This window comes from Corynebacterium sputi DSM 45148 (assembly GCF_000427865.1).
Lineage (GTDB): Bacteria > Actinomycetota > Actinomycetes > Mycobacteriales > Mycobacteriaceae > Corynebacterium > Corynebacterium sputi.
Map to the genome: position 1 here is coordinate 19,260 of NZ_ATYV01000017.1, position 14,706 is coordinate 33,965.

A 14,706-nucleotide genomic window follows, 5' to 3' on the forward strand; every position below is an offset into this window, starting at 1 on the left:
TTAGGAGGTCTTGGTGACCGGCTCCTCGGCCGACCACGGGAAGACGATCCACTCGTCGGTGCGCTTCCACACGTAGCTCGGGTCAACCTCAGAGGCAGACTTTGCGTACAGCACGGCGGAACGGACCTCGGCGCCGTGGGAGGCCAGCAGGTCCAGGACCAGGGCCAGGGTACGGCCGGAGTCGGCGACATCATCGACGACCAGCAGCTTCTTGTTGCTGATGGAGTTAATGTCCAGCAGCGGCTCCAGCAGGACCGGGTCCGGAAGAGTCTCGTGGACGTCGGTGTAGAACTCGACGTTGATCGCGTCCGAGAGCTTCACTCCCATTGAGTACGACAGGGCGCCAGCCGGGAGCAGACCACCGCGGGCGACGGCGATGATGATCTCCGGCTCATAACCGCTGTCGACAATGCTCTGAGCCAGTTCGCGCTGCGCCGTGCCGAAGCCCTCCCAGGTGAGAACTTCCTTCGTGTCCAGGTCTGTGGAATCCGCATGGTAAGCCATGAAGGGATCATACGTGCAGTGTTATTGACGGTGAAAAAGCGGAGGTCTGGTGGGCGGGAAGGGGCAGTGGAGATGGGGGCGTCGGGAAGCGAAAACGGCGCCGTCCCCAGAGGGGACGACGCCGCTAACGACGAAGAAAAGCGGGCTGACTAGACGGTCACGCGAGCCTCATCGTTGGAGTGCTTGACCATGTCAGCCCACTCGACGACCTTCTTGCGCTCGCGGCCCTCAGCCTCGCCAAGCTCGCGCTCGTGGGCGTCCAGGCGGTACCAACCCTCCCAGGTGGTGTACTCGATGCCCTTGTCCTCGAGGAAGGAAATGACAGCGTCATTGTCGCCCTTGCCCTCGGCCGGAGCCGGCAGCACGCCGCCCTGGAAGTCCTTGACAAGGTTTCCGACGACCTCATTGGCATCACCCTTGGTGTTACCAATCAGACCGACCGGGCCGCGACGGATCCAACCGGTGGCGTAAAGACCGGTGATAGCGGAGTCGTCCTCGCGCAGCACGCGGCCACCCTCGTTGGGGATGGTGTGGGTCTGGTCGCTGAAGGGCACGCTGTCGATGGCGTCGGAGCGGTAGCCCACTGCGCGGTAGACGGCGCCAACCGGCCAGTCGGTGAACTTGCCGGTGCCAACGACGTTGCCGTTGCCATCGAGCTCGGTGCGCTCGGTGCGGATCGCGACAACGCGGCCCTCTTCACCAATGAGCTCGACCGGGTTCTCGAAGAAGTGCAGGTGCAGCTTGTGCGGGGCGCCCTTCGGCTCGCGGATGGCGTAGTTCTCGATGATCGTGCAGACCTGGTCAACGATCTTGGAGCTGCGGCGCTCTTCCTCAGAAGCGGCGTCGTAATCGATGTCCTCCGGGTTCACCACAACCTCGATGGTCGGGGAGTGGTCGAGCTCCTTGAGCTCCATCGGGGTGAACTTCGCCTGGGCGGGGCCACGGCGGCCGAAGACGTGGACGTCCTTGGCCGCGTTCTGGGCCAGGCCCTCGTAGACGTTGTCGGAGATCTCCGTGACCTTCAGCTCATCGGCGGTCTTGGCCAGCATACGTGCGACGTCCAGGCCGACGTTGCCGACACCAACCACTGCCACGGACTCTGCAGAGAGATCCCAATCGCGGGAGAACTCCGGGCTGGAGTCGTAGAAGCCCACGAACTCACCGGCGCCGTAGTGGCCCTTGAGCTCCGAGCCCGGGATGTTCAGGTCGCGGTCGCCAACGGCGCCGGTGGCGAACACCACGGCGTCGTAGTGCTGTGCGAGCTCGTCGACGCTGACGTCATTTCCCACGTCAATGTTGCCGAGGAGGCGAATCTCCGGCTTGTCCATCACGCGGTGCAGGGACTTGATGATGCCCTTGATGCGCGGGTGGTCCGGGGCGACGCCGTAGCGGATCAGGCCGAACGGAGCCGGCAGGCGCTCGATGATGTCGACGGACACGTCCTGGCCCGACTTCAGCAGAGCATCAGCGGTGTAGACGCCGGCAGGGCCGGAGCCCACGACGGCAACCCGCAGAGTGCGAGCCGGAGTTTCAGGGGTGTTGGTCATTCGATCGCTCCTGGAGGTCGAGTCTGTCGCGTCCGGTCGTCTCCGGAACACGGGATACATCTGGTCTTTCGGGCTTCAATCATGGGCAGACCGGTGCAGAGAAGGCTACGTGGGGCGGCCCGTAACACTTCCCGGCGGTCTTCAGGGGGCACCGTGTGGCCCTCCGTTGACCGAACCGCACCGCTCAGTCTAGTGTGACAACAGCCGAATATAGACTGCCCGGTCTGTACGGTGCAAGTGCTTAGCCCAAGTACATCAAGGTAACGGTCCCTCGGGGTCGTGCGGCCCGCGTAGGCCAGTAAGACAGGTCAATCACCCGGACCGTGGAAAGGCAGCCCCGATGGAGAAAATTCTGATCTTCGTGTTCATCGGTCTCGGCGCGCAGCTCGTCGACGGCACGTTGGGCATGGCGTTCGGAGTTACGGCCACCACGCTGTTCATGCTCTCCGGCACCGGTGCTGCCACCGCGTCGGCGGTTGTGCACGTTGTGCAGGTCGGTACGACTTTCGTCTCTGGCGTCTCTCACTGGCGCTTTGGAAACGTGGACTGGAAGCGCGTCATTCGCCTGGGTGTTCCCGGTGGTGTCGGCGCATTCTTGGGAGCTACGTTCCTGTCGAACCTGGACACGGACGCCGCTCGGCCGGTGACCTCGTCGATCCTGCTGTGTCTCGGACTGTGGGTGCTAATCCGCTTCGCGTTCCTGCATGGACGTAAGCGAAAGAGCCCTGACCTGGGATCCGGCAAGCTTGGCGCCCTCGGTTTCACCGGCGGCATGCTGGATGCGACCGGCGGTGGAGGCTGGGGTCCGGTGACCACCTCGACCCTCTTGAGCGTCGAAGCCGATCAGCCTCGCAAGGTGATCGGTACCGTCTCCGCCTCGGAGTTCATCGTCACCTGTGCTGCGGTTGTTGGCTTCTTGCCGATGCTGCGCCAGGAGTTCATGGAGCACACCGCACCGATCATCGGACTGCTCATTGGCGGCATTGTCGCTGCTCCGCTGGCCGCGTACCTGGTCGGCAAGATTAATCCCCGGTTCCTCGGAATCGTCGTCGGCGGTGTGCTGGTGTCCCTGAACATCCTGACGCTCCTGAGCGACCACGTTCCGACCTGGGCTCTCGCCACGATTCTGGGCACCTGGGCGGTCATCGTCATCAGCATCCTGATTTGGGCGATGAACTATTCCACGCCGAAGTCTCTGCGTGAGCGCGTGGAACTGGCGGCCGCTGAGACTGCCGACGAGGCCGAAGATTCGGACTCGGATCGGGCAGTGCGCGCCGGTGTAGAGACCGTCGACGACGCGACCAAGCAATAAATAGTTCACCCTGATTGCAATAGACAGCTTGGTATGTCTAGGGTTGTCCACACGAGAGAATAGACTGACTGGTTCACAGGTCGGTTCATACGATTCAAGGACGTTTCATCCATGACCACAGCAACTCAGTCGGGATCCGACGAGCGGCCGGCCCGCCGTTCCCGTCCCGCACGTAAGCCGAAGCCCCAGGGCCAGTGGCTCATCGACGGCCGTGAGCCCCTGAACAACGACGAGCGGATTAAGCAGGAAGACGCTGGTCTGGCAGTCAAGCAGCGAGTTATCGATTGCTACTCCAAGGAGGGTTTCTCCTCGATTCCCGCCGAGGACCTGGCGCCCCGTTTCAAGTGGATCGGTCTGTACACCCAGCGCAAGCAGGACATGGGCCCGGAGCACACCGGTGTCGCAACCAACGCGGAGCTGCAGGACGAGTACTTCATGCTCCGAATCCGCCTCGACGGCGGACAGACGTCCACCGCAGGCTTGCGCGCTATCGGTGAGATCTCTCGCGACTTCGCACGGGACACGGCGGATTTCTCCGACCGTCAGAACGTGCAGCTGCACTGGATCCGCATCGAAGACATGCCGGCGATCTGGGACAAGCTCGAAGCAGTCGACCTGGACACCCACTTCGGTTGCGGTGACGTCCCGCGCGTCATCCTCGGCTCCCCGGTTGCCGGTGTTGCCGAGGACGAGATCATCGACGGCACCAACGCGATCCGTCGGATCAAGAATGAGTACCTTGCCGGCGATGAGTTCTCGAACCTGCCGCGCAAGTTTAAGTCCGCTGTTTCCGGTAGCCCCCGCCTGGATGTCACTCACGAGGTCCAGGACGTGGCCTTTGTTGGTGTGAACCACCCGGAGCACGGCGCTGGCTTTGACATCACCGTCGGCGGTGGCCTGTCCACCAACCCGATGCTGGCCGTCCGCCTGGGCGCCTGGGTCCCGGAGGATCAGGTTCCGGAGGTGTGGGCCGGAGTGTGCCGCATCTTCCGTGACTACGGCTACCGCCGCCTGCGCAACCGCGCTCGCCTGAAGTTCCTCGTCGCCGAATGGGGTGCTGAGAAGTTCCGCCAGGTGCTCGAGGACGACTACCTCGGCTACAAGCTTATCGACGGTCCCGCTCCCGAGCCTTGGGAAAAGGACCGCGACCACATCGGCGTGCACAAGCAGAAGGATGGCCTGAACTACGTCGGCGTTAAGCCTGCCGTTGGTCGTGTTGTCGGCTCTGACATCGTGAAGCTCGCGGACATCGCTGAGAAGTACGGTGTCTCCCGCATCCGCACCACCGTCATGAAGGAACTGATCCTTCTCGATGTTGAGGACGAGAAGGTTGAGCCGCTGATGGCAGAGCTCGACGAGCTCGGCCTGTCGGCCAATCCCTCGGCCTTCAAGCGCGGCATCATCTCTTGCACCGGCCTGGAGTTCTGCAAGCTGGCTCTGGTCACCACCCGAGAGCGCGCGATCACCCTGGTCGACGAGCTCGAAGAGCGCATCGGCGACCTGGACACCCCGATCTCCATCGCACTGAACGGTTGCCCGAACTCCTGCGCCCGCACCCAGATCGCGGACATCGGACTGAAGGGTCAGATCGTCGTCGATGACAACGACAACCGCGTCGAAGGTTTCCAGGTCCACCTCGGTGGAACTTTGGGCATGGACGCGAACTTCGGTCGCAAGCTCCGCGGACACAAGGTGACCTCTGCAGAACTCGGCGACTACGTCGAGCGCTTGGTGAGCAACTTCAAGGAGCAGCGCGAGGACGGAGAACTCTTCCGCCAGTGGCTGGTCCGCGCAACCGACGAGGACCTGCAGTGAGTGACTCCACTTCAGACAACTCTTCACCGGTAGATCTCTACAGTGCCCCGGCCGCAGATCAAGGCCTGGGCATCGGCGGCAAGTCCGCACACCCGAACCCCAACCGCGGCGCGGTCATGCACTGCCCGTACTGCGGTGGGGAGAACCTGTGGCCGGACGTTGAGACCGGCTACGCGTGGAACTGCCGCGAATGTTGCCGGGTTTTCACGGTAAAATTGCACGGCCATAAGCCCCGGAACGTGGATGTCAGCTACAGCGACAGCCGCGCTGACGATTCCGCCGATACCCGCTCGACGGATGAGCGCCGGAGCTACCAGAGCAACCGACCCGGAAAGGAGTCGGGACGATGACCAACGTCACGATCAATACGACCCAGGCGAACGCGCAGGATGATGTGCTGGGGAACCCGGACGTCGCAAAGCGTCTGATGGGCTTGGCCCTGGACTGGACCGGAAAGCTGGAGACCTACAGCGCCGGCGAGATCCTCGCCTGGGGCGAGGAGCACCTCCAGACTCCTCTGGCGGTGACCCTGTCTATGCAGGACACCGTCCTGGCGGAACTGGCGTCCCGGCACGCACCGGGTGCGGACCTGGTGTTCCTGGACACCGGCTACCACTTCCCGGAGACTCTCGACGTGGCCGACCGTGTGTCGCACCGTTACCCGAACCGGTTGCTGACCATCACCCCGGCTCGCACCCGTGCCCAGCAGGACGACGAGGAAGGCCTTGACCTGTACAAGACCGACCCCGCGCGCTGCTGTGGCCTGCGGAAGGTTGACCCGCTCAATGCGGTCAAGCGTCCGTACGAGGGCTGGGTCACCGGACTGAAGCGTGTCGACGCTCCGACCCGGAAGAACACTCCGGTTCTGGAAATCGACCGCACTGGCCGGATCAAGCTCAACCCCCTCGCTGCGTGGACCGACGAGGACATCGAGCGATACATCGAGGGCAACGACCTCATCATCCACCCCCTGACGCACGCCGGTTACCCCAGCATCGGCTGCGCCACCTGCACGGCCCGCGTTGAAGCGGGCGCCGACCCCCGTTCTGGACGTTGGTCCGGAACCGAGAAGACTGAATGCGGACTTCACCTGTGAGCACTCCCACCACCACTCAGAATGCCCCAGACGCCACCGGCGCCCAGGCAGTCCTCGATCCACGCCTGGCAGCGCTGGAGGCCGAGGCCATCGACATCATTCGGCAGACCGCCGGGCAGTTCGACAAGATTGCGCTGCTCTTCTCCGGAGGCAAAGATTCCGTCCTGGTTCTGGAGCTGGCCAAGCGCGCTTTCGCACCGGCACCTCCGCCGCTGGAGCTGCTGCACGTCGACACCGGACACAACTTTCCGGAGGTCATCGAGTTCCGTGACTCCGTCGCCGCTGAGCCGGGCATCAAGCTGCACGTCGCCGAGGTCCAGGATTGGATCGACCGCGGTGTGCTGAAGGAGCGTGCGGACGGCACCCGCAACCCGCTGCAGACCGTTCCGCTGGTGGAGACCATCGCAGACCGCGGCTACGACGCCGTGATGGGCGGCGCCCGCCGCGACGAGGAGAAGGCCCGCGCTAAGGAGCGTGTCTTCTCTGTGCGTGACTCCTTCGGCGGTTGGGATCCGCGCCGTCAGCGCCCGGAGCTGTGGGGCCTGTACAACGGCCGCCACGCTGCCGGCGAGAACATCCGCGTCTTCCCGATCTCCAACTGGACCGAGGCTGACGTCTGGGCCTACATCGAAGCTCGCGACATCGAGTTGCCTCCGATTTACTACTCCCACCAGCGCGAAGTCTTCAACCGCGGTGGCATGTGGCTCGCCCCGGGCGAGTGGGGTGGCCCGAAGGACGGCGAGGAGCTTGAGACCCGCACCGTGCGCTACCGCACCGTCGGCGACATGAGCTGCACCGGCGCCGTTGAATCTGACGCCACGACCATCGACGAGGTCATGGAAGAGCTCCGGAAGTCGAAGCTCACCGAGCGCGGTGCTACCCGCGCAGACGACAAACTGTCCGAGTCCTCGATGGAGGACCGCAAGAAGGAGGGCTACTTCTGATGAGCTCCGCCATTGCTACCCCCGGCGACGCCACCACTGACCTGGTTGATCCGTCCCGCCCGCGTCAGCGCCGCACCCTGCGTCTGTGTACCGCCGGTTCCGTGGATGACGGTAAGTCGACCTTCGTCGGTCGTCTGCTGCATGACACCAAGAACATCCTCGCGGATCAGTACGACGCAGTGAAGGCCACCTCTGAGGCCCGCGGCCAGGAAGACGTTGACCTGTCCCTGCTGGTCGACGGCCTGCGCGCTGAGCGTGAACAGGGCATCACCATCGACGTGGCGTACCGCTACTTCGCTACCGATGTCCGCTCCTTCATCCTCGCGGACTGCCCGGGTCACGAGCAGTACACCCGCAACACGGTTACTGGCATGTCCACCGCCGAGGCCGTTGTGCTGCTGATCGATGCCCGCCACGGAGTCGTCACCCAGACCCGTCGCCACGCGACCGTCGCAGCCCTGCTGGGCATTCGCCACATCGTCTTCGCCGTGAACAAGATCGACCTGGTCGACTTCGACGAGTCCATTTACCGCCAGATCGAGTCCGACGCACTGGCGCTGGCCGGCCGTTTGGAGCTCGGCAGCGTCCACGTCGTCCCGGCTTCGGCCAAGCAGGGCGACAACATCGTCGACCGCTCGGCGAATACCCCCTGGTACGAGGGCCCCTCGGTGCTGGAGCTCCTGGAGAACTTCGACATCGCCTCCGACAAGAACGAGGATGCGTCGCTTCCGCTGCGCCTGCCGATCGACTTCGTCATCCGCGACTACGAGACCGAGTACCGCGGCTACGCCGGCCGTATCGCTGCCGGTTCCGTCGCAGTTGGGGACACCGTCGAGGTCAACGGTGGCTCCACTGCGACCGTCACTGCGATTTCCATCGCTGGCGATGAGGCACAGTCCGCATCTGTCGGTCAGTCCGTCTCGGTGTCCCTGGACTCTGAGTTCGACCTGGCCCGTGGCGATCTGATCGCCGTCAACGCTCCGCAGAAGACCCGTCGTTTCACCGCCACCGCGGTGCACCTGGCAGATGCTCCGCTGGCCGTCGGCCGTGTCGTCGAGGTTCGCTATGGCCCCGCCCTGGTGCGCGGTCGTATTTCCTCCGTCGACGCCCTGATCGACATCGAGACCGGTGACTCCACCGGATCGACCGATCAGCTCAAGGTCAACGACGTCGCCGAGATCACCGTTGAACTCGCCGCCGACCTGGAGATCGAGCCGTACCGCACCGGCGGTCGCGTCGGCGCATTCCTCCTGGTTGAGCCCGGCACCGGTGATTCGCTCACCGCAGGCCTGGTCAAGTAACCAGATCGCAGTGCCACAGGACCCCGGGACCGATCCGATCGGCCCCGGGGTTCCGTTATTGCTCGGCTAGCCGAAGGCAAATAGTCGATGACCCCATTCCGTGAGAAAAAGCCCCTTGATTGGCCCGAAATGTCACCGACCGGGGTCACCTCAGGCGCTGCTGCGAGGACTGCCCGAAGTTCCACACCACATCACTGCACACCCCACCGACCGGAGGAACATGACCGCGCTTCTTCTCGTTGCCCACGGATCTAGGCATCCTGGCACCGCCGCGGTGCTCGAAGGATTGGCTACCAGTGTCCGCCAGGCGCTGTCTTTCGCGAGCCCTTCCGGCGGTCTCGCTGCCAACGGCTACGACGACCAGACACCATCTTCCGTCCGCGTCGTCTGGCTGGAACTTATCGAGCCATCCCTTGACCAGGCATGTCGTGACCTGAAGGCAGAGGGCGAAGACTCAGCCATCATCGTCCCGTTGCTGTTCACCGAGGCCTTTCATCGCACGGTCGATCTGCCGGAGCAGGTTGAGGCCGCCACCCGTGACACTGGAATCTCCCTGGAGACCCGCGATGGCCTCGGCCTGGGCGAAGGCGTCCGGCGCGCCCTCCTGGAGCGAATCGGAAACACCACCGACGACGTCCTCATCATGGCCGTAGGCTCCTCCAACGCTGAGGCCAACGGTGCAATTCATGCCTTCGCCAGAGACGTCGACTCGGTGATCCCAGGGCAGGCCACCGCAGCCTTCACCGTCGCTGCGCCCCAGCCTTTGGGCATTGATGCCGTACTCGCCGCCGCACGTCAGGCTGCCAGGATGGGCCGCTCGCTCAGGGTCGTTCCACTCTTTACTGCGCCCGGGCTGCTGTGGGACAACGTGGTCAATCGCGCTGCGGAGCAGTTCTTCCCCTGCGAGGTCACCTTCGCGGATCCCCTCGGGGACCTTCTGTCGAATGTCGTCATCAACCGTTGGAGCGCCCAATGAAAGCCGTCGTCATCCGCCACGTTCTCTTCGAGGATCTCGGCACCTTCGCGACGCCGCTGCGTGACCACGGCTATGACATCCGGTACCTCGACGCAGGCGTCGAGCCCCTCGATAAAGATCTGCTTTACGACGCCTCCCTCCTCATCATCCTCGGCGGCCCCATCGGTGTCTCCGATGCAGATTCCTATCCCTTCCTGTCGGAAGAAATGGAAGCGATTGCCCGCCGGATTGAGGATGGACGTCCGGTACTAGGTATTTGTCTCGGGGCCCAGCTGATCGCGAAGGCACTCGGCGCCGATGTCGCCGCGACCGGAAAGGTCGAGATCGGCTACAGCGCACTAACGCTCACGGCAGCGGGGGAGTCCAGCCCGTTGAAGGCTCTTGACGGGGTGCCGGTTTTGCACTGGCACGGCGACCAGTTCGAGATTCCAGACGGCGCGGAGCTCCTCGCATCGACGCCCGGCTTCCCGAATCAAGCCTTCAGGATCGGACACCGGATCCTCGCTGTGCAGTTTCACCCGGAGGTTGATCACCGTCGGATCGAGCAGTGGCTCATCGGTCATTCCGGGGAACTATCTGGACATGGGCTTTCCCCAGATCCAATCCGTCGTGATGCTCAGACATACGGACCCGACCTGGAGCACCGCTCCGCAGAGGTCCTCGGCCTTTGGTTGCAAGAAATCGCCTAGATTCTTGCCTTAACTTTCTGGACGTATCCGACTTGCGGGTGCGCTAGTGAAGAGAGGACGCGGGACGGCTTGCGGCCCACACCACTCACTCCTTGCGGGAGCGCGCGACCATCTCGTCCCACTCGACGACCTTCTTGCGCTCGCGGCCCTCTGCCTCTCCGAGTGCACGCTCATGCGCGTCGAGTATCTGCCAACCCTCCCAGTTGATGAACTCGACACCCTTTTTTCGCAGCGTCTCCTCGATGTCGTCCAGGCCAGGCGCCTCCGGGTCATCGCCACGGCCTGCTTCGTGGTCCTCGATGAGACAGGCGACGGTCTCATTGGCATCGCCCTTGGTGTTTCCGATCAGGCCAACGGGACCGCGCTTGACCCAGCCGGTTGTGTAGAGACCCTCGAGATGAGCACCTTCGGCGTTGAGAACTCGGCCGGCCTCATTGGGAATGACGTGAGTAACCGTGTCGAAGGGAACTTCAGGAAGTGCTTCGGAGCGGTAGCCAACAGCTCGGTAGACAGCACCGACCTCCCAGTCGCGGAAGGTGCCGGTACCGACGACGTTCCCGTTGCCGTCTGGTTCGGTGCGCTCAGTCCGCAGGCCGGTGACCTTGCCGTCCTCGCCGAGGATTTCCACCGGGGATTCGAAGAAGTGAATGAAGAGCCGGTGTGGAGCGCCCTTCGGTTCACGGATGGCGTACTTCTCGATGATCGTGGCGACCTGGTCCACGACCTTGGACTCACGGCGCAGAGCCTCGGACGCCTCGTCGTACTGAATGTCCTCCGGATCAACCACGACCTCGATGGTCGGGGAGTGGTCCAGTTCCTTGAGCTCTAGGGGAGTGAATTTCGCCTGCGCCGGACCGCGGCGGCCGAAGACATGGACCTCGCGGGCTTGGTTCTTCGACAGTGCCGCGTGCACGTTGTCGGGGATCTCGGTGACCTTCAACTCGTCGCCAGTCTTGGCCAAAATGCGTGCGACGTCCAAAGCCACATTGCCGACGCCAATTACTGCGACCTTCTCCGCAGACAGATCCCAGTCACGCTCGAAGAGTGGGTTGCCGTCGTAGAACCCGACGAACTCTCCGGCGCCGAAGTGACCTTCTAGTTCCGCGCCGGGCACAGTCAGGTCGCGGTCGGCGACGGCTCCAGTGGCGAAGATGACAGCGTCGTAATGCTTTTTGATGTCTTCGACCGTCAGGTCGGTGCCGAACTCCACGTTGGAGAGCAGCCGCAATTCCGGCTTGCTGAGCACTCGGTGCAAGGCGTTGACGATGCCCTTGATTCGCGGGTGATCAGGGGCGACGCCGTAGCGGATCAGGCCGAACGGCGCCGGCATTTTCTCAAAAAGGTCGATCTGCACCTCGCGCCCCGACTTCATCAATGCGTCCGAGGCATAGACACCGGCGGGGCCGGACCCAATCACGGCGACTCGGATGGGGCGGTTCTGGCGATTCGACATTGCTCGGTACCTTCCTTGCGGCTCTTTGCTTCTGGGCCTTCGTCTCCGTTTTACGCCTGGGTGGTGGCGTGGCGGGATTGGGACGTCGCGTGGTTCTCTTTCCACTGTAGATGCAGTACAGGTTAGGGAACCCATACTCGTTGCGCAGGGGTGCTTCGGGGGAGTGGTGAGCGCCGTTAACCGCTGGAAACGGCAGGTTTGTCCCCCCCCACAAATGTTTTGATCCGTGATTCATCTGTAATATCCGACACATATCCAACCGGATTATGAGCCAGCACTCACCCATGCGAATTTCCGTGTGACGACATGGTTCACGGAGGAGAGGAACTGAAGCTGTGAGCGAAACCGAAACCAGAGCCACCTCAGTACTTGTGACCGGAATCGACAGAACCGCCGTCGACGAGAACGTTATTAAGGCTGTGTCAGACGCCCTCGGTGGTGCCAACCACGTTGAGGTTGTCGGAACCCCAGGCTCTGCCACCGTCGCCGAAGCTGTGTCATCGCCCGATATCGCACTGGCTCACATCGTGGCCAAGGTTGAATCCGGCCGCGATGAGTCCAATGTCCCGCAGGTCCTCACGGCCGTTGGCTTCCTGGACTTTGATGCTCGCGTCGCCGCAGCTACCGGTTCCGGCGTCGTTATCACGGTGAACGGCTCCACCTGCGACGATCCGATTGTCGTTACCCGCCTGCGCATGGCCGTCTCTGCGGCCAAGGCCAGTCTGGCGACTCCGCTGGCAGTGGTCGTCGTCGGCGACAACGCCGCTGACTCTCTCGACATCGGCATTCCGGTTATTCAGCTCGACGATGAGGCTTCTCTGAAGGATGCGCTCTCGCGCCAGCTCGAGCCCGTCATGTCCCCGCAGCGTTTCCAGTGGTGGCTGATGAAGAAGGCGAAGGAGGCCCGTCGCCACATCGTGTTGCCCGAGGGCGAAGACGATCGCATTCTCTTGGCTGCCTCGCAGCTTCTGGAAGAGGATATCTGCGACCTGACGATCCTCGGTGATCCCGAGGACATGCGCTCCCGGGCGAAGATGCTTGGTGCAGATATTTCTGCGGCGAATCTCTCGAACCCGAAGACCTCGGAGCACCTCGACTCCTTCGCAGAAGAGTTCGCTGAACTGCGCAAGTCCAAGGGTATGACCGTTGACGAAGCCCGCGAGACGATGAACGACATCTCGTACTTCGCCACCATGATGATCCACAAGGGTCAGGCAGATGGCATGGTCTCCGGCGCCGCCAATACGACGGCGCACACGATTAAGCCGTCCTTCCAGATCATCAAGACCCGCCCGGGCGCATCGACGGTGTCCTCGCTGTTCCTGATGGTCATGGACAATCGTCTCTGGGGCTTTGCGGACTGTGCAGTCCTGCCGAACCCGACCCCGGACCAGCTCGGTGAGATCGCGGTTGTCTCCGCAGAGACCGCCGCCGCCTTTGGCATCGATCCCAAGGTTGCAATGCTGTCGTACTCCACCGGCGCTTCCGGTGCAGGTGAAGACGTCGAGCGCGTTGTCGAAGGTCTGGCCAAGGCTCGTGAGCTGAACCCGGATCTGGCCGTCGACGGACCGCTGCAGTTCGACGCCGCCATCGACAGTGGTGTCGCTAAGAAGAAGATGCCGGAGTCGGACGTTGCCGGTCAGGCCACCGTCTTCGTCTTCCCTGATCTGGATGCCGGCAACCTCGGCTACAAGATCGCACAGCGTTGCGGTGGTGCACTGGCCATCGGACCGATCCTGCAGGGACTCAACAAGCCGGTCAACGATCTGTCCCGTGGCGCATCCGTCGCGGACATCGTCAACACCGTCGCCATCACCGCCATTCAGGCTGGAGGAAACTAATATATGTCGCGCCACGCACTCGTCATCAATTCCGGTTCTTCGTCCATCAAGTTCCAGCTCGTTGACCCGGAACGTGACGCCACTGAACCTCCCTATGTCTCCGGTCTGGTTGAGCGCATCGGTGAAGAAGACGGCAAGATTGTCCTCAAGACGAACAACGAGAAATACGAGTTCACCGGACCGATCTCCGATCACGCAGACGGCCTGGACAAGGCTTTCGAGCTCATGGATGAGCACAACTGTGGACCGAAGACCGTGGACATTGCCGCGGTCGGGCACCGTGTTGTGCACGGCGGCAAGTTGTTCTCCGCTCCGGAGCTGATCAACGATGAGATCGTCGATATGATCCGCGACCTCATTCCGCTGGCTCCGCTGCACAACCCGGCGAACATTGTCGGTATTGAGGAAGCACGAAAGCTGCTTCCCGACGTTCCCCACGTCGCAGTCTTCGACACCGGCTTCTTCCACAACATGCCGCCTGCCGCGGCCCTCTACCCGTTGAACGCCGAGGTCTCTGCGGAGTACGACATCCGCCGCTACGGCTTCCACGGGACGTCCCACGAGTACGTATCCCAGCAGACGCCGAAGCTCCTGGGTAAGGATGCCGGTGACGTCAATCAGATCACGCTGCACTTGGGTAACGGTGCCTCGACTTCCGCGATCCGCGGTGGAGAGGCGATCGATACCTCGATGGGCATGACGCCGCTGGCTGGTCTGATGATGGGCACCCGTACCGGTGACATCGACCCGGGCATCATCTTCCACCTGTACCGCAATGGAATGTCAATCGATGAGATCGACACCATGTGCAACCGCCAGTCCGGACTGAAGGGCGTCTCCGGGGTCAATGACTTCCGTGAGCTGCAGCAGCGCATGGACAATGACGACCCGGATGCTTGGGCCGCTTACGAGATGTACGTGCACCAGCTGCGTCGTTACATCGGCTCCTACATGCTGGCGCTGGGTAACCTCGACGCCATCGTGTTCACTGCCGGTGTTGGCGAGAACCATGTCGGTATTCGTCGTGACGCTCTGGCAGAGCTGGAGAACTTCGGCATCAAGATGGACGAGGAGCGTAACTCCGGTCCCAACGATGGCCCGCGAGTCATCTCCACCGATGACTCCGCTGTCACCGTGATGGTCATCCCCACCAATGAGGAACTGGCCATCGCCCGCTACTCAATGGAGTACGTCGACTAGTTCGCGCGGAGCTCCCGTTACGAAAGTG

General features: G+C 62.8%; 13 protein-coding genes. 10 read left to right on the forward strand and 3 right to left on the reverse strand.

Annotated elements, in window-relative coordinates:
* A complete protein-coding gene (locus YWU_RS0109635; RefSeq protein ID WP_027020303.1) occupies positions 1-504 on the reverse strand; it encodes a phosphoribosyltransferase in 504 nt (167 codons plus the stop codon).
* A 149-nt stretch (positions 505-653) separates the two neighbouring features.
* Positions 654-2,051, reverse strand: coding sequence for an FAD-dependent oxidoreductase (locus tag YWU_RS0109645; protein ID WP_027020304.1), 1,398 nt, complete (start codon positions 2,049-2,051; stop codon positions 654-656).
* Between the two features lie 340 nt (positions 2,052-2,391).
* Here YWU_RS0109645 and YWU_RS16225 point away from each other — a divergent pair, with 340 nt between their 5' ends.
* From YWU_RS16225 to YWU_RS0109685, 8 genes are all read left to right on the forward strand, one after another.
* Positions 2,392-3,363, forward strand: a complete 972-nt coding sequence (locus tag YWU_RS16225; protein ID WP_084142055.1) for a sulfite exporter TauE/SafE family protein — start codon at positions 2,392-2,394, stop codon at positions 3,361-3,363.
* A gap of 111 nt (positions 3,364-3,474) precedes the next feature.
* Positions 3,475-5,178 carry a nitrite/sulfite reductase gene (locus tag YWU_RS0109655; RefSeq protein WP_027020305.1) on the forward strand — a complete coding sequence of 568 codons (1,704 nt, stop codon included), beginning with the start codon at positions 3,475-3,477 and terminating at the stop codon, positions 5,176-5,178.
* A complete protein-coding gene (locus YWU_RS17935) occupies positions 5,175-5,528 on the forward strand; it encodes a hypothetical protein (protein ID WP_084142057.1) in 354 nt (117 codons plus the stop codon). Before YWU_RS0109655 ends, YWU_RS17935 begins: the two co-directional genes overlap by 4 nt.
* Positions 5,525-6,274 (forward strand): phosphoadenylyl-sulfate reductase, encoded by a 750-nt coding sequence (locus YWU_RS0109665; RefSeq protein WP_027020306.1) that lies wholly within the window; start codon positions 5,525-5,527, stop codon positions 6,272-6,274. The genes YWU_RS17935 and YWU_RS0109665 overlap by 4 nt, the downstream gene beginning before the upstream one ends.
* Positions 6,256-7,218 carry a sulfate adenylyltransferase subunit CysD gene (cysD, locus tag YWU_RS0109670; protein WP_027020307.1) on the forward strand — a complete coding sequence of 321 codons (963 nt, stop codon included), beginning with the start codon at positions 6,256-6,258 and terminating at the stop codon, positions 7,216-7,218. Before YWU_RS0109665 ends, cysD begins: the two co-directional genes overlap by 19 nt.
* Positions 7,218-8,519, forward strand: a complete 1,302-nt coding sequence (locus YWU_RS0109675; RefSeq protein WP_084142059.1) for a sulfate adenylyltransferase subunit 1 — start codon at positions 7,218-7,220, stop codon at positions 8,517-8,519. Before cysD ends, YWU_RS0109675 begins: the two co-directional genes overlap by 1 nt.
* 220 nt (positions 8,520-8,739) lie before the next feature.
* Positions 8,740-9,495, forward strand: coding sequence for a sirohydrochlorin chelatase (locus YWU_RS0109680; RefSeq protein ID WP_027020309.1), 756 nt, complete (start codon positions 8,740-8,742; stop codon positions 9,493-9,495).
* Positions 9,492-10,184 carry a glutamine amidotransferase gene (locus YWU_RS0109685; protein WP_027020310.1) on the forward strand — a complete coding sequence of 231 codons (693 nt, stop codon included), beginning with the start codon at positions 9,492-9,494 and terminating at the stop codon, positions 10,182-10,184. The genes YWU_RS0109680 and YWU_RS0109685 overlap by 4 nt, the downstream gene beginning before the upstream one ends.
* Before the next feature lie 85 nt (positions 10,185-10,269).
* Here YWU_RS0109685 and YWU_RS0109690 read toward each other — a convergent pair whose 3' ends face one another.
* Positions 10,270-11,637, reverse strand: coding sequence for an FAD-dependent oxidoreductase (locus tag YWU_RS0109690; protein WP_027020311.1), 1,368 nt, complete (start codon positions 11,635-11,637; stop codon positions 10,270-10,272).
* Between the two features lie 494 nt (positions 11,638-12,131).
* Between YWU_RS0109690 and pta the strand changes: the two genes are divergently transcribed.
* Positions 12,132-13,478: a phosphate acetyltransferase gene (gene pta / locus YWU_RS0109695; RefSeq protein WP_420805306.1), complete on the forward strand. Its 1,347-nt coding sequence runs from the start codon at positions 12,132-12,134 to the stop codon at positions 13,476-13,478.
* 3 nt (positions 13,479-13,481) lie between these two features.
* Positions 13,482-14,678, forward strand: coding sequence for an acetate kinase (locus tag YWU_RS0109700; RefSeq protein WP_027020313.1), 1,197 nt, complete (start codon positions 13,482-13,484; stop codon positions 14,676-14,678).
* Positions 14,679-14,706 lie beyond the last annotated feature (28 nt).